This window comes from Bradyrhizobium campsiandrae (assembly GCF_014529705.1).
Classification (GTDB): domain Bacteria; phylum Pseudomonadota; class Alphaproteobacteria; order Rhizobiales; family Xanthobacteraceae; genus Bradyrhizobium; species Bradyrhizobium campsiandrae.
In genome coordinates this window covers 1-22,706 of the sequence record NZ_JAANIH010000099.1, presented here as the reverse complement: position 1 = coordinate 22,706, position 22,706 = coordinate 1, and the positions used below count along the sequence as shown (strand labels likewise).

Annotated in this window: 21 protein-coding genes and 1 pseudogene; 10 read left to right on the top strand and 12 right to left on the bottom strand. The window is 64.1% G+C overall.

The window, feature by feature from the left end; genetic code table 11:
• Positions 1–245: hypothetical protein (locus G8O24_RS44120; RefSeq protein WP_210324915.1), on the top strand; the 245-nt coding region annotated here is incomplete at its 5' end.
• A gap of 218 nt (positions 246–463) precedes the next feature.
• Here G8O24_RS44120 and G8O24_RS39840 read toward each other — a convergent pair.
• The 6 genes from G8O24_RS39840 to G8O24_RS39815 form a co-directional block, all read right to left on the bottom strand.
• On the bottom strand, positions 464–955 hold the full coding sequence (locus G8O24_RS39840; RefSeq protein ID WP_188107961.1) for a hypothetical protein: 492 nt from the start codon (positions 953–955) through the stop codon (positions 464–466).
• Between the two features lie 189 nt (positions 956–1,144).
• Positions 1,145–1,876 carry an aspartate/glutamate racemase family protein gene (locus G8O24_RS39835; RefSeq protein ID WP_188107960.1) on the bottom strand — a complete coding sequence of 244 codons (732 nt, stop codon included), beginning with the start codon at positions 1,874–1,876 and terminating at the stop codon, positions 1,145–1,147.
• A 5-nt stretch (positions 1,877–1,881) separates the two neighbouring features.
• Complete coding sequence (locus G8O24_RS39830) at positions 1,882–2,760, bottom strand: ABC transporter permease (RefSeq protein WP_188107959.1); 879 nt, start codon at positions 2,758–2,760, stop codon at positions 1,882–1,884.
• Between the two features lie 3 nt (positions 2,761–2,763).
• Positions 2,764–3,723, bottom strand: a complete 960-nt coding sequence (locus tag G8O24_RS39825; RefSeq protein WP_188107958.1) for an ABC transporter permease — start codon at positions 3,721–3,723, stop codon at positions 2,764–2,766.
• Positions 3,723–5,012, bottom strand: a complete 1,290-nt coding sequence (locus G8O24_RS39820) for an ABC transporter substrate-binding protein (RefSeq protein ID WP_188107957.1) — start codon at positions 5,010–5,012, stop codon at positions 3,723–3,725. The genes G8O24_RS39825 and G8O24_RS39820 overlap by 1 nt, the downstream gene beginning before the upstream one ends.
• A gap of 43 nt (positions 5,013–5,055) precedes the next feature.
• Complete coding sequence (locus G8O24_RS39815) at positions 5,056–6,042, bottom strand: ABC transporter ATP-binding protein (RefSeq protein WP_188107956.1); 987 nt, start codon at positions 6,040–6,042, stop codon at positions 5,056–5,058.
• A gap of 257 nt (positions 6,043–6,299) precedes the next feature.
• Between G8O24_RS39815 and G8O24_RS39810 the strand changes: the two genes are divergently transcribed.
• Entirely contained in the window at positions 6,300–7,007 is a 708-nt protein-coding gene (locus G8O24_RS39810) for a GntR family transcriptional regulator (RefSeq protein WP_188107955.1), read from the top strand.
• A gap of 23 nt (positions 7,008–7,030) precedes the next feature.
• Here the strand turns inward: G8O24_RS39810 and G8O24_RS39805 are convergent, their stop codons facing one another.
• Positions 7,031–7,762, bottom strand: a complete 732-nt coding sequence (locus tag G8O24_RS39805; protein WP_188107954.1) for a TetR/AcrR family transcriptional regulator — start codon at positions 7,760–7,762, stop codon at positions 7,031–7,033.
• Positions 7,763–7,923: 161 nt separating this feature from the next.
• On the opposite strand from G8O24_RS39805, the gene G8O24_RS39800 reads away from it, so the two are divergent.
• The 3 genes from G8O24_RS39800 to G8O24_RS39790 are packed head-to-tail and all read left to right on the top strand — an operon-like array spanning position 7,924 to position 13,642.
• Positions 7,924–9,426 carry an efflux transporter outer membrane subunit gene (locus tag G8O24_RS39800; protein ID WP_311972324.1) on the top strand — a complete coding sequence of 501 codons (1,503 nt, stop codon included), beginning with the start codon at positions 7,924–7,926 and terminating at the stop codon, positions 9,424–9,426.
• On the top strand, positions 9,423–10,538 hold the full coding sequence (locus G8O24_RS39795; protein WP_244646304.1) for an efflux RND transporter periplasmic adaptor subunit: 1,116 nt from the start codon (positions 9,423–9,425) through the stop codon (positions 10,536–10,538). The genes G8O24_RS39800 and G8O24_RS39795 overlap by 4 nt, the downstream gene beginning before the upstream one ends.
• A gap of 35 nt (positions 10,539–10,573) precedes the next feature.
• A complete protein-coding gene (locus G8O24_RS39790) occupies positions 10,574–13,642 on the top strand; it encodes an efflux RND transporter permease subunit (protein WP_188107953.1) in 3,069 nt (1,022 codons plus the stop codon).
• A gap of 123 nt (positions 13,643–13,765) precedes the next feature.
• Here the strand turns inward: G8O24_RS39790 and G8O24_RS39785 are convergent, their stop codons facing one another.
• From G8O24_RS39785 to G8O24_RS39770, 4 genes are all read right to left on the bottom strand, one after another.
• Positions 13,766–14,392 (bottom strand): transglutaminase-like cysteine peptidase, encoded by a 627-nt coding sequence (locus G8O24_RS39785; RefSeq protein WP_188107952.1) that lies wholly within the window; start codon positions 14,390–14,392, stop codon positions 13,766–13,768.
• 329 nt (positions 14,393–14,721) lie between these two features.
• Positions 14,722–15,333 (bottom strand): PilZ domain-containing protein, encoded by a 612-nt coding sequence (locus G8O24_RS39780; protein WP_188107951.1) that lies wholly within the window; start codon positions 15,331–15,333, stop codon positions 14,722–14,724.
• 69 nt (positions 15,334–15,402) lie between these two features.
• On the bottom strand, positions 15,403–16,569 hold the full coding sequence (locus G8O24_RS39775; protein ID WP_188107950.1) for an MFS transporter: 1,167 nt from the start codon (positions 16,567–16,569) through the stop codon (positions 15,403–15,405).
• 52 nt (positions 16,570–16,621) lie between these two features.
• Positions 16,622–17,845: an MFS transporter gene (locus tag G8O24_RS39770; protein WP_188107949.1), complete on the bottom strand. Its 1,224-nt coding sequence runs from the start codon at positions 17,843–17,845 to the stop codon at positions 16,622–16,624.
• A gap of 285 nt (positions 17,846–18,130) precedes the next feature.
• On the opposite strand from G8O24_RS39770, the gene G8O24_RS39765 reads away from it, so the two are divergent.
• From G8O24_RS39765 to G8O24_RS39750, 4 genes are all read left to right on the top strand, one after another.
• Entirely contained in the window at positions 18,131–19,282 is a 1,152-nt protein-coding gene (locus G8O24_RS39765) for a zinc-binding dehydrogenase (RefSeq protein ID WP_188107948.1), read from the top strand.
• A 3-nt stretch (positions 19,283–19,285) separates the two neighbouring features.
• Positions 19,286–19,768, top strand: coding sequence for a DUF5680 domain-containing protein (locus G8O24_RS39760; RefSeq protein WP_188107947.1), 483 nt, complete (start codon positions 19,286–19,288; stop codon positions 19,766–19,768).
• Between the two features lie 104 nt (positions 19,769–19,872).
• On the top strand, positions 19,873–20,301 hold the full coding sequence (locus tag G8O24_RS39755; protein ID WP_244646302.1) for a VOC family protein: 429 nt from the start codon (positions 19,873–19,875) through the stop codon (positions 20,299–20,301).
• Between the two features lie 110 nt (positions 20,302–20,411).
• Positions 20,412–20,924, top strand: a complete 513-nt coding sequence (locus tag G8O24_RS39750) for a hypothetical protein (RefSeq protein ID WP_188107945.1) — start codon at positions 20,412–20,414, stop codon at positions 20,922–20,924.
• Here the strand turns inward: G8O24_RS39750 and G8O24_RS39745 are convergent.
• Complete coding sequence (locus G8O24_RS39745; RefSeq protein WP_244646306.1) at positions 20,921–21,418, bottom strand: hypothetical protein; 498 nt, start codon at positions 21,416–21,418, stop codon at positions 20,921–20,923. The two genes, G8O24_RS39750 and G8O24_RS39745, sit on opposite strands and share 4 nt — an antisense overlap.
• A gap of 331 nt (positions 21,419–21,749) precedes the next feature.
• Between G8O24_RS39745 and G8O24_RS39740 the strand changes: the two are divergent.
• A pseudogene (locus G8O24_RS39740) lies at positions 21,750–22,580 on the top strand (DEAD/DEAH box helicase); the annotation flags it as partial.
• Positions 22,581–22,706 lie beyond the last annotated feature (126 nt).

The following is a 22,706-nucleotide window of genomic DNA, read 5'->3' as shown; positions in this document are numbered from 1 at the left end:
CCATAGTCTTCGTAGCCGACACCGTAAGCGTAGGGGTCGCCATAGTAGGGATAGCCGTAGCCATACGCGCCGGTATCGCAGGGGCCGGCTATTACGGCGCGTATGGCTACGGCTATCCCTACTATGGCGACCCCTACGCTTACGGTGTCGGCTACGAAGACTATGGCGCGCAGTGCTACCTTGAGCGGCAGCGCGTGATGACGCAATGGGGCTGGCGCGTCCGCCGGGTTCAGGTCTGCGAATAGGGGACTACGCCGGGCGCGGGTGCCCGGCCGAGGCACCAAAATACCGATGCACTAAAGAACAAGGCCGTTGACGCAGTATACCGTCAACGACCTTGCCAGCCCCGGACATTGAAATCGGCTTACGCCATCCGGTATCGGCGAGCATCGCGCGGAATCATACGGACGAATGTGATCCATTTCACATCTGGCGAAAATAAAGCCCGCGAGGCCGGATCTAATCAGCCCCGAGAGCGTTTGTGGGCGCTGGCGTGACGGTGGCGCGCAGGTTTCCTTGGGGTAACTGACGGGGCGTCGGCCTCGGTGGCGCGGACGCTGGCAAAGGATTGCCGCAACCCGTCGATGGATTCGTTCAGATTGGCGACCTGCTCCGACAGCCGCTTGGTGTCCGCCTGCTGCGAGGCGAGCAGCTTCTTCATGGTCTGAAGCTGATCCTGCACGACCTGGAGCTGGTCGATCGATTCCTGCTGGGTTGCCTCCAGCCCCTTGGTTTTCTCGACGAGCTGCTCGGAAGCCTGCGTCGCGCGCACCTGGAGCTGCCGTGACGCGACGACCCGGTCGGTCTCTGGCGCAGCGCCGGTATAGGCGCGCCAGATTGCGATCGAGGTGACGCCCGCGATCAGCAGTAACAGGGCCGCAGCCGTCAGCGCGATCGGCTGGGCACCGAGACGAAGAAGCGGATTGGACGGTGTGTCCTCTGCGAGATCGATCATCGCTGACAAAACCCAAATTGAAACTTGGTGAGTGGCGAAGAGCGGCAGCACGCGAACGCAGAACAGGGCGGCCGGGACGTCCAGAAAGTGTTACTGTTCGGCAACAATTGGGACCAAAAAGAGGCTGGCGGCCAAAAAACAGCCGGGACTTGGCCTTTACCCTCTTGCGATGAGGCCGGGCACCGAGATTCAGGGCTGAAACGGCGAAAACGCCCCGGAATAGGTCTTCGGCCGCGGGGCCGCATAGGGCCCTAGCCGGGAGGTCTTCAACCCCAGGCGCACCAGCGATTCCGCCAGCATCACCGCAGCGGCAACACCGTCGATCACGGGCAGGCCGTGCGTCGCGGCAAGCTCGGTGGCGAGGTCGGCCATGCCGGCGCAGCCGAGCACGATGGCCTCGGCGCGGTCGTCACGGATCGAGGCGATGATCTCCGCAGAGATCTTGCCGAGGGCGTCCGCGTTGCGTTGCTCGAGCGCGAGCACGGGGACTTCGGCGGCGCGGACGCGGGCGCAGCGCTCGGCCAGGCCATACTTCCGCAAATTATGCTCGATCGGCACGACGGAGACGCTGAGCGTCGTCACCACGGCAAAGCGCGCTGCAATCAGGCTCGCGAGGTGGAAACCGGCTTCGCCGATGCCGATGACGGGCGCTTTCGCCGCAGCGCGTGCCGCGTCGAGGCCGGTGTCGTCGAAGCAGGCGACGATATGGGCATCCGCATTGTCGTGGTCGGCCGCACGGATGCAGCCGAGCATGCCGGGAACGGCGAAGGCCTCGTCGTAAAACCCTTCAATCGAAACCGGTCCCATCGTCGGTTCGCGGGCGTCGATCACCGTGTCCGGCAGCGCGACCGCACGCGCGGCCGCGGCGATCTTCGCCGTCATCGAGTTGGTCGTGTTGGGGTTGACGACGTGAAGCCGCATCTCGGTCAGACGAGCCCTTTGCCGGCGTCCGAGCCCTTGGCCGCCTGCCGCTTGTTGAGCATGTGGATGGTGCCGAGCGCAAGCGTGATCACCGCGAAGGAGACCGCGGAGATGATGGTGCCGAGCGCGTAGATGTCGGGGTTCGTCACCGTCGTGGTGAGGCCCTGGAGATCGAGCGGCAATGTGTTGACCGCACCGATTGCCTGGCTCGAGCGCGCAAGCTCGTCCCAGGACAGTGTGAAGCCGAACAGGCCGATGCCGATCACCGAGGGCAGGATGATCGGCAGCACGACATGGCGGAACGTTTGCCACGGCGTCGCGCCGAGATCGCGTGCGGCTTCCTCGAGCCTGGGATCGAAGCGATTGAAGATCGCGAACATGATGAGCAGGCCGAACGGCAGCGTCCAGGTCAGATGCGCGCCGAGACCCGAGGTGAGCAGCCCCATCGAGGTCTCGAAATTCTCGTTCCAGTGCGCCTTGATCAGATCGTCGATGATGCGAAATTCCAGCGAGATGCCGAGCGAGGTGATGATGGAGGGCACGATGAGGCTCGCGATCGCCGAGTAGAACAGAATGCTCTGCGCTTTGAACTTCCTGCGGAATGCCATGCCGGCGGCGACCGACAGCACCACGGTGACAGTCATCACGATGACGCCGAGCAGCAGCGAGCGACGGAAGGCCGCGCCGAGATCGACGATCCCGGTGCCCTGGAACAGCTTCGTCAGCCAATAGGTCGACACCCCGTTCATCGGGAAGGTGAGGCCGCCCTGCGGCCCCTGGAACGAGAGCACGTAGATCGCGATCATCGGGCCATAGAGAAACAGCACATAAGCCGCGAAGAAGATCGCGAGGACGTAGAATGAACGCGGCCGTCCCTCCTTCATCGCCTACAGCTCCTTCTTGATGTCGACGATGCGCGACATCATGGTGATTATCAGGAAGGTGATGACGAGCAGGATCACGGCATTGGCGGCTGCGGCCGGGAATTGCAGCGCGTTCACTCGCGTCTCGATGATCTTGCCGGCGGCGGCGATCTGCTGGCCGCCCATCACCCCGATGGTGATGAAGTCGCCCATCACGATGGTGATGACGAAGATCGAGCCGATCACGATGCCCGGCTTGGCAAGCGGGATGACGACGTTGACCAGCGTCTGGAAGCCGGTGGCGCCGGCGTCATAGGCCGCCTCGATCAGCGACTTGTCGATCCGGATCATCGAATTGAAGATCGGCACCACCATGAAGAAGGTGAAGAGGTGCACCAGCGCCAGCACCACGGAGAATTCGGAGAACAGCAGCCATTCCACCGGCTGGTTGATCAGGCCTGTCTTCATCAGGCCTGAATTTACCAGGCCATTGCGCCCGAGCAGCGGGATCCAGGCGATCATGCGAATGACGTTGGAGGTCCAGAACGGGATCGTGCAGAGCAGCGACAGGCCCATCTGCCAGGTCTTGGACTTGACATGGAAGGCGAGGAAATAGGCGACCCAGAAGCCGATGAAGAGCGTGATGGCCCAGACCAGGAAGCACAGCTTCAGCGTCTTCAGGTAGGTCTTGGCGATCGTGCAGAGATCGGGGAGCTGCGCGATGCAGCCCTCGAACGTGTCGGTGTAGCCGCGGCCCGAAAAAGCCGGTAGCAGTTGATATTCATTGTAGTCCCAGAACGAGACGATGACGACGAAGACGAGCGGGATCAGGAAGAAGGCGAGAAACACCAGCATCATCGGCCCGGCTTGCAGCCAGGAAACGAAGGAGGGCGACAGGCGCGCCGCTTTCGCGGGGCGCGCCTTGTCCGATCCCCGGACGAGATCCGGGGATGTCCGTTGCAGGATGTCTTCAGACGTATCCATCACGCGGCGATGAATTCGTTCCACTTGCGGACCATGTAGTCGTTCTCGTCCATCACGGCATTCCAGCACGCGACCGCGCCCATGCGCTCCTCGTAGGAGCCGCCGTCACGAACCGCGCCGGCCTTCTCCAGCAGCGAGCCGTCCGGCGCCTTGATGTCCTTCTCGGCAGGCTTGCCCTCCATCCAATAGGCCCACTCGTAGGGCTCCATATTCGCCTTCGCGGTCGAGAGCACGGCCGAATAGTAGCCCTGGCGGTTGAGGTAGGCTCCGGCGTAGCCGGACAGGAACCAGTTGACGAACTCGTAGGCCCAGTCGAGCTTCGCGCCCGACACGCCCTTGGAGACGCAGAAGCCGGAAGCCCAGGAGCGATAGCCTTCCTTGAGCGGCTGGAAGGTGCAGGGGATGCCCATCGAGCGCACCTTCGTCACCGCCGGCGACCACATCGACTGAATGACGGTCTCGCCCGAAGCCATCAGGTTGACGCTTTCGTTGAAGTCCTTCCAGAACGCGCGGAACTGGCCGGCCTTCTTGGCCTCGGTCATCACCTTCATGGTGAGATCGATCTCTTCCTTGGTCATGTTGCCCTTGTCGGCATATTTGTATTTGCCGGTGGCTTCCACGACCATCGCGGCGTCCATGATGCCGATCGAGGGGATGTTGAGGATCGAGGCCTTGCCCTTGAATTCAGGGTTGAGCAGCTCGGACCACGAGCTGATCGGCCGCTTGATCAGGTCGGGGCGGATGCCGAGCGTGTCGGCGTTGTAGACGGTCGGGATCAGCGTGACGAACTCCGTCGCCGTCTTGGAGAACGTCTTGGAGTCCTTGCCCTCGAGATATAGCACCTTCCAGGGCGCGGTGCCCTGGTTGCCGATCTTCTTGCCGCCGGGCGTCTCGCCCTTGGTGAAGACGGGCGTGATGTTGTCGAATTCCTTGATCTTCTTGGCGTCGAGGGCAAGGATGTTACCCGACGGCACCAGCTTCTTCAGCGAGAAATATTCGGTGTCCAGCACGTCGAAGGAATTCGGCTGGGTCATCACGCGCTTGGTGACGTCGTCAGTGGTGGCGGTGATGTATTCGATCTTGATGCCGGTGTCCTTCAGACACTGCTTGGAGATGTCGTCGCCCTCGTTCACGGCGGTGCCGAGATAGCGCAGCACCTTCGGCTCGGCCGACATCACATAGGGGAAGCCGGTGATGGCGCCGGAGCCGGCGGCAAGGCCGGCGAGGCTTGCGGTGCCTTTGAGTAGCGTGCGGCGGCTGACGCCGGTCTTCTTGGTGGTCTCGGTCATTCCAGTCACTCCTCTGTGTTGCGCATTTTCTATGACGACGGCGCTATTGCAGACGTTGCGCCTTGGCGGGATCCCAGGTGGCCAGCACGCGGTCGCCCGGCCGGAACGGATGGACGTCGAAGGTGGCTTCGGGAACGTGGGAGAACAGGGCGGTACCGTCGTCGAGCGTGAGCGAGACGGCGACATAGGAGCCCTGGTACTCGGTCTGGGTCAGCAGCGCCGGCGCGCCGAAGGCGCCGTCAGTGACCGGCTTGATGCCGAGCTGATCGGCGCGCACGGCGATGAGGTTGCCGGCGTCGCTGAGCACGTTGTGGCCGCCGATGAAGCGTGCCACGAATTCGGTGCGGGGATGATGGAAGATGTCGCGGGCCGATCCCTGCTGCTCGATCTTGCCGTGGTTCATCACCACGATGTGGTCGGCGAGCGCCATCGCCTCTTCCTGGCCGTGGGTGACCTGGATGAAGCTGATGCCGAGCTCGCGCTGCAGCCGCTTCAGCTCGCCCCGCATCTTCACCCGCAGGAACGGATCGAGCGCGGACAGCGGCTCGTCGAGCAGCAGGATCTGCGGCTCGGTGATCAGCGCGCGCGCGAGCGCGACGCGCTGCTGCTGGCCGCCGGAAAGCTGGGCCGGAAGCCGCGCGGCATAGGGCGTCATCGCCACGAGCTCCAGAAGTTCGCTGGCGCGCTTGTGCCTGACGGCGCGGTCGATGCCGCGCATCTTCAGGGCAAACGCAACATTGTCGAGCACGGACAGGTGCGGAAACAGCGCGTAGGACTGGAACATCATCGCGGTGCCGCGCTTGGCGGGCTCCAGATCCGTGACGTTTTGGGCGCCCAGGATGATGTCGCCTTCGCTGACCGCCTCGTGGCCGGCGATCATGCGCAAGGTCGAGGTCTTGCCGCAGCCGGACGGGCCGAGCAGGCAGCAATAGGTGCCGGCCGGGATCTTCAGGTTGACGTTGTCGACCGCCAGCGTCGTGTCATAGCGCTTGGTGACGGCGACCAGTTCGAGAGCGGCGGGAGTGGCCATGGCGTGTCCGCTGGGAGGGGCGATGTTCGCCTCTCTCCGCAAGGTCCGTGCCAACAATGCAGGGAGTGCCCAATTCGAAAACTGTGTAGCGGAGTCAGTTCGTTAGATCGAATCCAGGGCAGTTGCATGGCGCACCAGGCGGGCGGGGATGTGCACACGAAATGGGCGAAAATTGTATAAAGTTTCGCCTGTGATTGGATACAGCTCGTCGACTACCATTCGAAGCCTTTGATGTCGCCGATCGAGCCCTCACTCTCATGGCTGCCAAATCCCGCCCGAAATCCGATGCGCCCGACGTGAGTGATCGCGTTATCAGGATCAGGGAGGGCGTGACCGCGGCGATCCTCGAGCATCGCCTGCTGCCGGGCACCAAGCTCGGTGAGGATGAGATCGGCGAGATCTATGGCGCGAGCCGCACGCTGGTTCGCACCGCGCTGCAGCAGCTCGCGCATGAGGGCATCGTCAACATCGAGAAGAACCGCGGCGCCTTTGTCGCGCGCCCGACGCCCGCGGACGCCCGCGAAGTGTTCGAGGCGCGCCGCTTGATCGAGCCGACCATCGTCGATCATGCCGTCGATGCGGTCTCGCCGGCCTGGATCGGGCGCCTCCAGCAGCATCTCACGGAAGAGCGCGACGCCGAGCTGCGCGGCGACGCGCGCGCTTCGGTCCGGCTTTCCGGCGAATTTCACAAGCTCGTCGCCGAGATGAGCGGCCACAGCATCTATCTCGGCTTCCTGAAGGAGCTGATCGCGCGCTCCTCGCTCATCATCCTGCTCTACCGCCGTCACGACACACCGGCCTGCGGCACCGAGCATCACGCCGGCATCGTCACCGCGATCCGCAAGCGCGACAAGGAGACCGCACGCGCCCAGATGCTGTCGCATCTGAATGAGATCGAAGCCGAGCTGTTTCTGAAAGATCCCGTCGCCGACGAGCTGCGGCTGGCCGACGTGCTGGGCGCGTGAGGTTACCCACGGATCGCCTCATCCTAGCGTGCTCCGCGTGTCTTCGCTGAACGGCCGCGCTTCTGTTGGCCGGGCTGTCGCCCAGCCGCCGGACCGCGCTCGTAAGCTCCGAGAAACACGTTGACGCCGCTGTCGATCAGGGCGCGATGTTGGGCCTCGCTCGGCTTGCTCATGGACAGCGCCCATTTCAGGATTTCCTTGCCTTGGATGAGGCTGAGAAATTGTGTCGCGGCCAGCTTGATGTCGGGAATGTCGACGAGCTGCTGCGCCTGCGCCGCGCGTAGGAAGGCGGCGACCTCGGTGTCGCAGCGCTCCGGTCCCGCCTTCATGAAGACCTCGGCCACCCGCGGATAGCGCGAGGCGCAGGACATGATCAGCCTGTGCATTGCAAGTCCCCGCTGATCGAGAAAGCCCTCAAGGAACGTCTTCGCGATCGCGCGCAGTCCCTTCCTGAGATCGATCGGCTCGCCGTCGTCTCGCCACAGCGTCTTCGGCCCGAATCGGCGGCATTCGTCGCTGACCAGCGCCAGCAAGAGGTCGTCCTTGTCGTCGAAATGCACGTAGAGGGTCGCCTTCGACACGCCAGCCTGGCGTGCGATCGCGTCCATGCTCGTGGTGTCGAAACCGAGATCGAGAAACAGCTCGCGCGCGGCATCGAGGATCTGGCGGTGCTTGGCCTTCGCGCGCGACGGTTCGCCGTCGTCGGCCCGAGGCGGCGCCCGACGTGTTTGTGGCTTTTGCGCGGCAGCGGCCATGTTCTGCAATTCTCCAAGGCTTGACAATGCGCCGAGGCTAGCAACATACATGGCCGCGATAGAAAACTAAACGGTTTAGTTCTGTGACATCTAACCATCGTGGCCTGCGCCGGCCCTCCGTTTCGTCGGGCTGGCCGGGCCGAGCGCTTGCCTCGGCGGGCGTGCTTCTCCCCGGCATCCTGCTGGCGTCCTGCGCCGTGGGCCCGGATTTCGTCGCGCCCGCGAGCCCGGGGGTCGACGGCTTTACCCGAGAGCGCCTTGCGGCGACGATCAGCGCGCCGGTTGCCGGCGGCAACGCGCAGGGCTTTGCGTCCGGCAGCGACATCTCCGGCTATTGGTGGGCGCTGTTCCGATCGAAACAGCTGAGCGCCTTCGTCGAGGAGGCTGTTCGCAATCACCCGGATGTCCAGGCGGCGCAGTTCGCATTGCGCAACGCGCGCGAGAGCGCGCTGGCGCAGCAGGGCAGCCTGTTTCCACAAGTGACGGCGAACGGATCGGCGGAGCGCGACCAGGCCTCGACCTCGCAGTCGGGGCAGTGGCCGGCGCAGACCTCGACTTACGCGCTCTATGGCGCCTCGGTCAGCGTCTCCTATGCGCTGGACGTCTGGGGCGGCACGCGGCGGCAGGTCGAGGCTCTTCAGGCACAGGCCGATTATCAGGCGTTCAAGCTCGAGGCGACTTATCTGGCGCTGACCGCCAACGTGGTCACCGCGGCGATCACGGATGCCTCGCTGCGCGACCAAATCACCGCGACCGAGGAGATCATCAAGGCGGAGGCGGATCAGCTGGCGCGCATCCAGCACCAGTTCGACATCGGCGCGATCTCGAAGTCGGACGTGCTGTCGCAGGAAGCCACGCTGGCGCAGGCGCGGGCGACGCTGGCGCCGCTCCAGAAGCAACTGGCGCAGCAACGTAACCAGTTGATGGCCTATCTCGGCCGGCTGCCGAGCCAGGACCGCGGCGAACATGTGATGCTTGCCGAGCTGCGCCTTCCCGGCCGGCTGCCGCTGTCTTTGCCCTCGACCCTGGTGCGCCAGCGTCCCGACATCCGCCAGGCGGAGGCGACGCTGCATCAGGCGACTGCGACCGTCGGCGTCGGCATCGCCAATCTGCTGCCCCAGCTCACGCTGTCGGGCAGCTACGGCGCCAGCGGCCCCGAGCGGCTGTTCTCGCCGGACACCATCGTCTGGAGCGCGGCCTCCAGCGTCAGCCAGAAGCTGGTCGACGGCGGCACGCTCTATCACACCAAGGAGGCCGACGTCGCCGCGTTCGAGCAGGATCTTGCGCTCTACAAGAGCGCGGTGGTCACGGCATTCCAGAACGTCGCTGACTCCCTGCGCGCCATCCAGTACGACGCCGCGACGCTGAAGGCGCAGGCAGCCGCCGAGAAGGCCACCGCGGACAGTCTTGCGATGGCGGTCGAGCAGTTCAAGACCGGCGCAGTTCCCTACGCAAACATCATCAACGCCCAGCAGTCCTACCTCAATGCGCGCGTGTCTCGCATCAAGGCGCAGGCGGCGCGCTTCACCGATACCGCCGCGCTGTTCCAGTCGCTCGGCGGCGGCTGGTGGAATCGGACGGACGAAACCCCCGAGGCGCTGCCGCGCGCCAATCCCGGCTATTTCGCCGGATCCGACAAGAAAACTCAGGACGCAATGCGATGATCAAGCGCATGACAATCATGCTGAGCGGGATGGCCCTCCTGTTCGGCGGCCTCTACGGCTTCCAGGCCTTCAAGGACATGATGATCCGGAAGGCGATCGGGGGCATGGCCAATCCACCGCAGACCGTGTCCACCGTGGTGGCCGCCAATACGCCCTGGCAAACCACCTTGAACGCTGTGGGCTCGCTGCGTGCGGTGAACGGCGCCGATCTCGCACTTCAGGTCGCCGGCATCGTCCAGGGCATCCAGTTCTCCTCCGGCGACAGCGTCGCGGCAGGGCAGCCCCTTCTGTCGCTGGTCGCGACCGACGACATCGCCAAGCTGCATTCGTTGCAGGCGACCGCCGAGAACTACGCCATCGTGCTCAAGCGCGACGAGGAGCAGATCAAGTTCAACGCGGTCAGTCAGGCAACGCTCGACAGCGACAAGGCCAATCTGAAGAACGCGCAGGCTCTGGTCGAGCAGCAGAAGGCGGTGGTCGAGCAGAAGACGCTGAAGGCGCCCTTTGCCGGCCGGCTCGGCATCCGCGCCGTCGATCTCGGCCAGTATCTGAGCGCCGGCACGAGCATCGTCACGCTGCAGAGCCTCGATCCGATCTATGTCGACTTCTATCTGCCGCAGCAGGCACTGGCCTCGATCCGCATCAACCAGGATATTGCGATCTCCGTCGATTCGTTTCCGGCCGAGCGATTCAACGGGCAGATCACGGCAATCAACGCCAAGGTGGATTCGACGAGCCGCAACGTCCAGGTCCGCGCCACCTTGCGAAACGGCGAGGCCCGGCTGCTGCCAGGCATGTTCGCCAAGGTCGAGATCGCCGTCGGCAAGCCGGAGCAGGTCGTCACGGTGCCGCTGACCGCAATCGTCAACAACTCCTACGGCGATCTCGTCTATCTCATCGACAATCTGCACGACGGGCAGGGCACCGCGCGCCAGATGTTCGTCAAGACAAAGTCTGCAAAGGGCGACCGCGTCGCCGTAATCGACGGGGTCAAGCCGGGCGAGACGGTGGTGATCGCCGGCCAGCTCAAGCTGCGCAACGGCAGCCCAGTCAAGATCGACAATTCCCATGTGCCGGTCGCGGAAGTCGCGCCCGACATCGTCGATCAATAATCCCGGCCACGCGTTCGAACAGGCAGCCAACAACGATGCGTTTCACCGATATCTTCATCCGCCGGCCGGTGCTGGCGCTGGTGGTCAGCGCCCTGATCCTGGTGCTCGGGCTGCGTTCGATGTCGACGCTGTCGATCCTGCAATATCCGCGGACCCAGAATGCCATCGTCACGGTGACGACGGCCTATGCCGGCGCGGACTCCGACATCGTCGGCGGCTTCATCACCACGCCGCTGGAGAATGCCATCGCGCAGGCCAACGGCATCGACTACATGACGTCGAGCAGCGTTACCGGCACCAGCACGATCACGATCAATCTGCGGCTGAACTACGATTCCGGCAAGGCGATGACGGAAATCAACGCCAAGGTCAATTCGGTTCTCAACCAGTTCCCGAGCGGCACGCAGCAGCCGACACTGACGCTCAAGGTCGGCCAGACCATCGACGCCATGTATATCGGCTTTGCCAGCGACGTGCTGGCGCCGAACCAGATCACCGACTACCTCACGCGCGTGGTGCAGCCGCGCCTTCAGGCCGTCGCGGGCGTGCAGACGGCCGAGCTGCTGGGCGCCAAGAAGTTCGCGCTCCGCGCCTGGCTCGATCCCGACAAGCTCGCCGCCTACGGCCTGACCGCGAGCGACGTTTCGACGGCCCTGTCTGGCAACGACTATATTTCGGGCCTCGGCTCCACCAAAGGGCGCCTGGTGCAGGTCGACCTCGCCGCCTCGACCAACCTCCATTCCTTGGAGCAGTACCGCAGCCTCGTGGTCAAGACCGTCAATGGCGCGATCATCCGCCTGCGCGACGTCGCCAATGTCACGCTCGGCAACGACGATTACGACAGCGAAACGAAGTTCAACGGCAAGACGGCAGTCTATATCGGCATCCAGACCGCTCCGACGGTCAACCTGCTCGACGTCATCAACGGCGTGAAGGCGGTGCTGCCGGACATCAAGGCGCAGCTTCCGAACGGGCTCGTCGGCGAGGTGCTCTACGACTCCACCGATTTCGTGAACGCCTCGATCGAAGAGGTCGTTCACTCGCTGCTGGAGGCGGTGCTGATCGTGATTATCGTGGTGTTCCTGTTTCTGGGCTCCTGGCGATCGGTGTTGATCCCCGTCATCGCCATCCCCTTGTCGTTGATCGGCACGTTCGGCCTCATGCTGCTGATGGGCTTCTCCATCAATCTCTTGACGCTGCTCGCGCTCGTGCTTGCGATCGGGCTCGTCGTGGACGATGCCATCATCGTGGTCGAGAGCGTGCACCGCCTGATCGACGAGGGCATTGCGCCGGTCGAAGCGGCCATCCAGTCGGCGCGTTCCCTGGCGAGCCCTATCGTCGCCATGACCGTGGTGCTGATCGCCGTCTACGTCCCCGTGGGATTCCAGGGCGGCCTCACGGGCGCGCTGTTCACCGAATTCGCCTTCACCCTGGCCGGCGCCGTGACGGTGTCGGCGGTGATCGCGCTCACGCTGTCGCCGATGAACTGCGCCTGGCTGCTGCGCAAGACCGAGCGCGATGCGACCAATTGGGAAGCGCGCCTGGTGCGCGCGATCGACCACGTGCTGGAGCGACTCTCGGGCGCCTATCGTCGCCGGCTCGAGGCCGTCTTCGGCATGAAGCCGGTCGTGGCCGTGTTCGCGCTGCTGCTGCTTGCCGCGATCCCGTGGCTCTATACGACCTCGACCAGCGAGCTTGCGCCGGACGAGGATCAGGGCGTCGTGCTCTCGCTGACCACGGCCGCCCCCTCGGCGACGCTTCAGCAGCGGCAGTTCTACGGCACGCAGCTCTACGATCTCGTCGCCAAACGCCCCGAGACCGCAACGGTCTTCCAGATCGACACCTCGACGCAGGTGATCAGCGGTTGGGTGCTCAAGCCGTGGGAGCAGCGAGCCCTCACCACCAAGACGCTCCAGCCGGACTTCCAGAACCTGCTCAACACCATCGCCGGCACCCGGTCCGTCGCCTTTCAGCCGTCGCCGCTGCCCGGAAGCAACGGGCTTCCGATCCAGTTCGTGATCGGCACGACGGGCTCGTTCATCGAGCTCGACGAGGTCTCGCGCAACTTCATGGCCGCGGCGCTCAAAAGCGGACAGTTCATTTTCCTCGACACCGACCTCAAGGTCGACAAGCCGCAGACCATGGTGATGTTTGACCGCGACAAGGCCGGCGATCTCGGCCTCAAGATGAGCGATCTCGGCGGCGCGCTCGCCACCATGCTCGGCGGCAATTATCTCGACTATTTCAGCCTGGACGGTCGCTCCTACAAGGTGATTCCGCAGGCCCGTCAGAACGAGCGGCTGACCAGCGACCAGCTGCTCGGCTACTACATCCGCGCCAGCGACAATTCGATGGTGCCGCTGTCGACCGTGGCCCATCTCGAGAACAAGACCATCCCGCAGTCGCGCAATCACTTCCAGCAGATCAATGCGGCGACGATCTCGGGTGTCGCGATGCCCGGTGTTTCCATGGGCAGCGCGCTCGCGACGTTGAAGGATCTCGCCAAGACTCTGCCGGCGGGCTACACCGTCGACTACGGCGGCGCCTCGCGGCAGCTCGAGCAGGAGTCCGGCGGCTTCGTCACCACCTTCGCTTTTGCGGTGATCATCATCTTCCTGGCGCTGGCGGCGCTGTTCGACAGCTTCCTCGACCCCGTCATTATCCTGGTGTCGGTGCCGATGTCGCTTGCCGGTGCGCTGATCTTCATCAGCCTCGGCATCGGCGGTGCGAGTCTCAACATTTATACCCAGGTCGGGCTGCTCACGCTGATGGGGCTCGTCAGCAAGCATGGCATCCTGATGGTCGAGGTCGCCAACGAGCTGCGCGCAGCCGGCAGGGAGGTCACCGAGGCAATCATCGAGGCGGCGACGATCCGGCTGCGGCCGATCCTGATGACCACGGCGGCCATGGTGCTCGGCGTCGTTCCGCTGATCACGGCGAGCGGCGCGGGTGCGGTGTCGCGCTATAACATGGGATTGGTGATCGCGACCGGATTATCGATCGGCACGCTGTTCACGCTGTTCGTGGTGCCCGTCGCCTACGCCCTGATCGCGCGGCCGGCTGCGATCCGAGCCGAGATCCAAGCCGGGACGGCGCCGGCCTAGCCTCCAAAAAAGTTGCGCCCAGCCATTGGGGGATGGCTGGGCGCGCGCGAACCGGTCTGGGACGGGGAGGGGTGGGGATGTGACCGGGTCGCGTAACCTGTTGTCTCGTTCCTACTGATCAATCTATTGATCTCTTGCGCTGGCGGTGGAGACCGCAGGCTTGGTATCGCCGAGCGAGACCCAGACGTTGGGATCGCTCTGCGACTGGCGCTTGACGAAGCGGTAGCCGGTCTCCGTCCAGGCAACGACGCTCTCGTTCTGGTTGTCGAGAACGAACTCGCCCTTGTCGGTCTTCACCGTCAGCACCGCGTGCCCTTCGCCCTTCTTGTCGCGCACGACGGTGATGAGCAGGGCCTCGCGCGGCCAACCGGCATCCATCAGCATCTTGCGCTTCAACAGCACGTAGTCTTCACAGTCGCCGTAACCGTCTGTCGGCAGCGACCACTTCTCGATGACGCCCCAATGGTCCTGGTCGGTCAAAGGCTTGACGGTCTCGTTGACCCAGCGATTGACTTTGACGAGGTCGCGCCACGCGGTCTGCGACATCACGATGTCGCGCGGCTGCGTCGGCCCGCCCTGACACTGAGCGGCATTCTCCGCACAAAACTCGACCCAGCCGATCGGCGCACGCGTGGTGTCGCCGAGGCTCGCGTAGAGCAGACGGCTTTCGCCGGCCTGCGCCGCCGCGCTAATCCCGAAGAGCGTGGCAGCCAGTGCCAGCGCCTTCCCCTGTCCCCTGAAGTCCAACATTGCGGCCCCCGTTTCTTGTTGGGACCACATTTCGCATGGAGCTTTTGAGTTGCCGCTAAGTCAACCAAGTCAACTTGAGACGAATGCAAGTAAAGGTTTTCGCGAATTCGATCTATACTTGAATAGAACTCGACTAAAATTTGACAATACTGCAATTGATTCAAATTGTAGGCATTAACGCGGGAACGCTGGCGGAACTGCCATTTCTGTCCCGACAGGCCAGCGCGTTAACCCGTGCCAGGGCTGCAGCCGGATGCGAAAAGGCGGCGTCCGCATCACGGACGCCGCCTTTGAGGCACGAAAAACAGGGGATTTGACGCGTTTTGGCTTTACCGGGCGGTAACGCTCTCTTCGAGAGTCTCGATCGGCTGCGCGTGCAGGAACTCGAGCGCGAAGCCGTCTTCGAGGTTTCGGACGACGCGGCCCTGGACCCGACCAAGCAGGACGGTTGATTTCAGCGGCGGGCGGTTCTCCGCCGCGATGGCCGCGCCTGATAGCGATAGGTCGATGATGCGGCAGGTCATCTTGGTGCCGTCCTCGAGCGTCAGCACCGCGATCGGGTTGCGCGGCACGATACGGTCGTGGCGGCGGTCCTCCGGCAGATTGAGGATGTCGCGGTTGGCAAGCCAGGTCAGCTGGGCCGCGAGCTTGTCGCGCTTGCGCGGCGTCGCCCCGACCGTCATGGCGAAGCCGTTGTCGATGATCCTAGTGATCTTGCCCTCGACCCTGCCGATATGGTCGAGATAGGCGACCACGCGGTCGCCGACATTGCCGATGCCGGGCGCGAGCAGCGCAAGGCCCCCCGGTGACATGTTGATCACCTGGCAGGGGAATTCGCGGCGGTCCGGCAGCATGTAACGGCCGAGCAGGTGCACCTTCACCCGCTGGAAACGCCGACGTTCCTCGGCGGCCGGAAGAAATTTTTTGTTCGCCAACGCCATTTTCACTACCCGACCCCCCGCCCGGGCGGAGTCCGGCACGACCCTAAGGTGCATAGGGTTAATGCCGCGTTATGATTTCGCGCCGCGATGACGCACCGACACAATACGTTCAAAAAGCCACATGAGCGGCGGGCAGGCGAGCACCGTCAGGGCGCCGAGGTCGAGGGCGATCGCGGCCGTTCCGGCCGACTTGGCCAGCCGGCCGGCGACCGCCGGTCCCAGCATCATCGCGGCATAGAAGAGCGTGTAGAACACGCCCATGCCGATTGCTCGCGTTTCCGGCGCGAGGACGCGGGCGGCCAGGCTCATGATCGGGCCGGCTGGATGGCCGCCGATCAACCCGATCAGGATGAGGATCGTGATGATGCTGTCCGATCGCGGCAGCCAGACCAGCAGCCCGGCCACCATGAGGCTGGCCACGGTCGCCAAAACAAACGGCCGCTTGAAGCGATCGGCGAGATAGCCGCCAGCCGGCACCGAAACCACTGACAGCCACATCACGAGGCTGATCGCCGAGCCCGCCGCCGCAATGCTCCAGCCGCGCTCGGCAAGCAGCGACGGGCCGAACGAGAAGATCATGGCAAAGCCGACATTGTAGAGGCCCCAGATCATGCCCGCGACGATCACGGCGAGCAGCGCAAGGCGATCGAGCCGGCCCGAGCCGGTCCCGCCGGTCATCGCACCCGGTGGAGGCTGGTAGAGCGTGATCAGCGCGATGCCGATCGCGCTGAGCGCACCCGTTGTCGCGAAGACGGCGCTCGCGCCATAGGCGGTGCCGATCGCCGGCAACAGCAGCAGCGAGATCGCAACGCCCGCTGGCCAGGAATTGACAAAGATCGCCATGGCGGTTGCGATCTCTTTCCCGGCAAACCAGTCGGTGCCCATCTTCGTGAGCTGCACCGTCAGCAGCACGCCGCCGGCCCCGGAGGCGAGCCGGCCCGCCATCTGCAAACCCCAGATCTCGGTGGTTGCCATCACCAGGCTGCCGGCCGTCATTAGCAGCAGAGCTGCGATCGTCGTGGGCTTGTCGCCGAGCACTCGTCCGATCGCGCCGCCCGGCAGCGCCAGCACAACGCCTGGCGTAAAGTAGAGCCCGATCAGGATGCCGATATCGGCGAGGCCAACGTCAAACCTCTTTTCAAGCAGCGGCGCGACAGCCGCCACGCTCTGGAATTGAAACGCGATCGTGAGGCGAACGACAAACAGGATCGCAAGAGTAGCCCAGCGATTGCGCAATGCCTGATCCCCCAACCCGCTCCGCCAAACCTGTGGTGGGAAGAGGCCGGAGTCAACCGGCCGCTTTCCTTGCAGCGCGTTGCGACAGCAGAAGCAGCAGTGCCAGCAGCACGGCGGCCGACAGTCCAAGCGACCAGTGGATGCCGATCGCCGCACCGAACAAACCGACGGTGATGCCGCTGAAGGCGCGCATGCCAAGGCCCGCCATATTGTAGAGGCCGACGACGCGGCCGCGGATGTCGGCTGGTGCGTTCAGCTGCACCAGCGCCTGCGCCATGGTGTTGAACGACAACTCGAAGAAGCCGGCGCAGAACAGCAGCCCGATCGCGACGGGATAGATCCGCACCGATGCGAAGCCGAGCAGCGCGATGCTCCAGAGCATCGCGAGCGTGATTGCGGTGCGCGGCGTGCCTTTGAGGCGTCCCCAGGATTCCAGGGCGATGCCGGCGAGCAGCGCGCCGGCGGCGTCGGCCGCGAGCAGCACGCTGTAGGACACGCCGGGATCGCCGCGGCCGAGATCGCCGGCAAAGCCCGGCATCTGGGCATGATAGGCGTTGCCGATCATGAACGAGGTGAGGCCGGCGAGCCAGGTCATCGCTGATAGCACCGGCTGGGTGCCGATGGCGCGGATGGTCAGCAGGATGTCGGCCAGGCCGCGCACGGCGAAGCGTCGGATAGCGATGCTCTTGTCGCGGACCGGGGCCCAGAACAGCCACAGCAGCATCGGCAGGTAGAACAGCGTGTTGAAGATGATGCCGTGCGAAGGGCCGAGCGTCAGCATGATGACGCCGCCCACCGCCGGGCCCACGAGAATGCCGAGATAGCGCGCCATCGCATTCAGCCGCACCGCGCTCGGCAGATCGGCGGGGCCGACGAGGTCGTAGAGCAGCAGCTGGTTCGGCGTCTGCCACAGCACGCCGGCGCAGCCATGGATCACCAGCAGCAGCATGGCGTGCCACATCTGGATCGTGTCGGTGATGAAGAAGAAGCCCCATCCGCTCGAGGCCACGATGAACAGCAGCATGCCGCACTGGATGATGCGGCGCGGATCGAAACGGTCGGCGAGCCCGCCGACCGCCACCGAGAACAGCAGGAACGGCAGCCAGTGCGACAGCACGGCAAAACCGCCGAGCGTCGGCGAGTGGAACTTCTGAAACACCACCCAATAGCTGATCACGTGCTCGATATTGTCGGCCATCATCGCCAGCACATAGGCGATGAACTGCAGCCGATAGGGCACGGATTTCATCGCGGCGAAGGAGCCGGACGCGGCCATTGGATTTTGCGGAAGGGGGTTCAAGTGGCACCAGGAAAGAACTCTTGCGGCATTACACGTTCGGTGCAGGCGGCTCAAGACAATTGGGAGTGCATGACCATCAGCCATGCACTGCAGCCACAAGCTCCACCGTCATCCTTCGAGGCGCGCAAGAGCGCGCACCTCAGGATGACGGCGGCGTTGGTGGCAGGTTACGGGACCGCCTTGGCACGATCGCGCATCTCACATACGCTGAGCCTCAGCCCGCACCATCCATCATAACAGACGGGCATCGAGGAAACCGCCATGGAATCCATCCGCGTATGCACCCACGCCGGACCGGGCTCGGAGCCCGTGATCAAGACCGTGCCGTGGCCGAAGGTCGGCCGTAAAGGTGCGCTGATCAAGATCGGCGCGTGCGGCGTCTGCGGCACCGATCTGCATATCCTGAAAGGTCATTGGCCGAAGCCGCTGCCCTGGCCGTTCACGCTCGGTCACGAACTCGGCGGGGTCATCGTCGAATGCGGCGAGGCGTTCACCGAGGACTTCATGAGCAAGCCGCTCAAGATCGGCTCGAAGGTGATGATCCCGCCGCTGATGCCGTGCGGGCGATGCTATTATTGCATCCACTATCCGCAAACCGCCAACAAATGCCTGACGCCCGTCTATTACGGGCGCTATCTCGGCTTCGAGAAACCACCTCACATGTGGGGCGGCTGGGCCGAATATGTCTATGTCGATCTCGACATGCTGCCGGGCACCAAGATCTACAAACTGCCCGACGACATGTCGCTGCGCCTCGGTGCGCTGTCGGAGCCGCTGACCTCGTGCATTCGTGCCTTCAATCGCGCGAGCCGCGCCGGCGGCTTCACCTGGGCCGACACGGTGGTGATCCAGGGCTCCGGCCCGATCGGCATTCTCGCGGTCGCGGCGGCGAAGGAGATGGGGGCCGGGCGCGTCATCTGCGTCGGCGCGCCGGAGGAGCCGCGGCTGAAGCTCGCGCGCGAGTTCGGTGCGGAGGCGACCGTGAACATCGAGGAACTCACCACGCCGCAACAGCGCATCGCGCGCGTCCGCGACATCGTCGGCGGTTTCGGCGCCGATCTGGTGATGGATTGCTCGGGCCACCCTACAGCCGGCCCCGAAGGCATCGAGATGCTGCGCGACGGCGGCACCTATGTCGAGATGGGCCAGTTCACCGACGCGGGCTCGATCGAGACCTCCTGGCATCGCATCTGCACCAAGGACCTCAACGTGCTCGGATCCTGGGGCTTCACCGGCAATGATCTGCCGCTCGGCGTCGACATGCTCTACCGCACCCGCGGTAAATATCCCTGGCTGAAGATGCAGACGATCTATCCGTTCACGGAAGCGGGCGTTTCGCAGGCAGTGAAGGACGCGATGGCGATGAAGACGGTGAAGTCGACCATCGTGCCGTGGCCGGATCTGGTGGACTAGCCGATGTCCCCCATTCCTCACGATCTTGCGATGTTCCTGGTCGACGCCAAACGGCGCACCTATGCGGGCCTCGACGACGATGCGACCGTGGCCGCGCCGCTGCTCACTGGCTCCAAACAACTTGAGTATCGCGCGCCGCCTTACGCCTATCGCGATATCTATTTTGGCATGGGCTTTTTCGTCGGGCAGGAGACCGTGTCGCGGGACGATCGCGTCATCTGGTCGATGAGCTACAGCGGCGGCACCCTCGCGGCGATCACCGACCGGGACACTCTTCTCGCGATCTACAAATTCCTGCGGCAGGCGCTGCTGGCGGTCCGCCTCGAACAGCCGTTTCGAGGACCGCCCCTGTTCGAGCAGCCGGACATGATCTACCGCAATGAGGTCGAGGGCGGGCTCGACCGCTTCCATGGTGTCGAGACGATTGCGCGGCATGGTGGCCCCGTGTTGTATGAGCTGCGCTATAGTGGCGGGCTGCTGCGATAAGTCTCGGTGTGGTAGCCCGGATCGAGCGGAGCGCAATCCAGGACCGGTCCCGCTTCGCTTTGCTCCATGCGGACTACGAGTCGGCGTTTGGAATGAAGGACGAGATGACAAGCGAACAGACAACAGACTTCAACCCGCGCACCCGCTCGCCCTTCAGCGCCATCCGCGCGATCGACTACACCGTCATCTTCGCGCGCGACATGGCGGCGATGCGGCGCTTCTATGAGGACGTGCTCGCTCTGTCCCTCGCGCGCGAGTTGTCGCCGAACTGGATCGAGTACGGGATCGGCAGCAACACGCTCGCATTGGCGAGGCCAAGCCGCATCGCCGCTGACGCGCCGACGCCGGCCGGCAGTGCCTCGCTGCAATTGGCCTTCAAGGTTTCCGCGGCCGAGGTCGATGCCTGCGCCGAAGAACTCGTGCGCCAGGGCGTCGCACTGTTGTCGCCGCCGACCAACCAGCCGTTCGGGCATCGTACGCTGTTCTTCAGGGATCCCGACGGCAATCTGCTGGAGGTCTATGCCGAGCTGTGAGCCCGGCCGGGGCTGGGTGCCCCAAAAGTTCCACAGGGAATCCGCAAATGATCCGTGCCGACGGGAAACTTCGGCCCAGGTTCCGGCTTTCAATTCACCGGAGAGACCTCGTGAAGCAAGTCCTGAAACCGGTCACCTACATCCTTGCCGCCATCTATTTTCTGGTGGATGCGGTGTTCATGGCGGTGGCGCATCCGATCTCGCGCTGGCTTTCCCGACATTTCGAGTTCAAGCGGCTGCGCGCCTGGATCAGGTCGTTGCCGCCCTATCCGTCGCTGGCGCTGTTCTCGGTCCCCGTGATCATTCTGGAGCCGATCAAGCCGGTGGCGGCCTACCTCGTCGCGACCGGCCAGTTCCTGAGTGGGGTAGCCGCGTTCATCGGCTGCGAGCTGCTCAAGCTCGTGCTGGTCGAACGCCTGTTCCATCTGACGCGCGACAAGCTGATGCGGATTCCGGCATTCGCCTGGGGCTATGCAAGGTTCGCCGAGATGAAGGCATGGCTGCAGGCGACCGAAGCCTGGCGCGCCATCCGCGCCTTGAGCCTCGCGGCGAAAGCCTCTGTGGTGCGGGCCAGGGCAAAGCTGGCCGGCGGTGTCAGCAGGCTCGTGACCTCGAGGGACTAGGACCGCCTCGCGGTCAATCTCATTCCACTGACCTCCGGGGACGCACCAAGCTCACTCGCCTTCATCACCGTCGCGCCCACCACCTTGGTCCCCTCCAGTTCGCGCACGATGCGTTCATCCGGCCCGACGATGCCGAGATCGAACTCGTGCTCGGGCGTTATCAGGATCATGCGCGGGCCGACGATCACCACGACGGTCATGTCGTTGCGCTCGCCTTGCTCGGCCCAGGCGCGGATCTCGCTCGCGTACGGTTCCTTGCGCCACGCATTGGGAGAGCCGGCGTCGCAGCGGATCTCGATGCCGTCGTCCGAGGTGGTCAAGACGAGCTTTGAGCGGCTCGGTTTCCAGCGCTCATCGAGGAGGTCGTTGACGAGCCAGAGGCAGGCGAACGTCTCGCATTCGGCGGGCCTGGTGTCATAGATCGCGCAACCCCGGCCGGGCTTGCAATGCGCGCACCAGCTGCTGGCCGGCTTGGCGAGGGTCTCGATGGCCATCACCTTGCAGCAGAGCGTGCAATCACCGCAACGTCGTTGGCCTGATGAGGTCATACATGCATCCCAGCACCTCCAGTTGCGGCCAATTTACGCGAGATGGCGGTAAAAGTCCGCCGTTCCGGCTCAAAAGCGCCGGCCCGAGCTTCCCAAACCTGTTCACCCTGTCGCCAATGCCATGCATCAAAGGCATGGTGATTTGGTCGCCGCTAGCGTAAAGAGCGTCCAAATCGAAATCATCACGGGTGTGAGCGGGCCTTCTGCAATGATTGCAGCCTCAAGGCCCCTCGGCTCTTTCCGTTCCTCACCCGGACCAACCAAGGTTTTCCACCCCGTGTCCTTTCCGGCCCTGACCCCGCCGCTCGCCCGTGCTTTGGCTGAGCGCAATTACGATTCACCGACGCCGGTTCAGCTCGCCGTGCTCGGCGAGGACGCCGTTGACCGCGACCTGCTGGTGTCGGCCCAGACGGGCTCGGGCAAGACCGTCGCCTACGGATTGGCCATGGCCAGGGACCTTCTGGGTGATGCCGAGCGGTTCGCGCAGGCCGCAGCACCTCTGGCGCTGATCGTCGCGCCGACCCGCGAGCTCGCTTTGCAGGTCCAGCGCGAGCTCACCTGGCTCTATGAGCATGCCGGAGCGCGCGTCGTCTCCTGCGTCGGCGGCATGGATCCGCGCCGCGAGCAGCGGGAGCTGGCCGCGGGCGCCCACATCGTCGTCGGCACGCCCGGACGCCTGTGCGATCATCTCAGGCGCAATCGCCTCGATATCTCGGAATTGAAAGTCGTCGTGCTTGACGAGGCCGACGAGATGCTCAATCTCGGTTTTCGCGAGGACATGGAGTTCATCCTCGAGACCACGCCGGAGACGCGCCGGACGCTGCTGTTCTCCGCGACGTTCCCGCGCGGCATCGTGGCACTGGCAAAACAGTATCAGCAGGATGCGTTTCGCATCGAGGTCGCGGGCGACGAGGGCGGTCACGCCGACATCGAGTATCGCGCCATCCGCGTCGCGCCTGGTGATGTCGAGCATGCGGCCGTCAATATCCTGAGGTTCTACGAGGCGCCGAGCGCGCTGGTGTTCTGCAACACGCGCGATGCCGTCAGGCATTTGCAGGCGGCGCTCTTGGAACGCGGCTTCTCTGTTGTCGCGCTGTCGGGCGAATTGTAAGCGAGGCTTTTCTCCCATTTGATTGATGGGTTTCCGCTCGGTTTGTGCTCTGCGATTCTTGGCTGTTGAGGCAGCCAGGAGGAGACTGACGGATGGAACTATCGGGCGAGGAGTCCGAAGCTG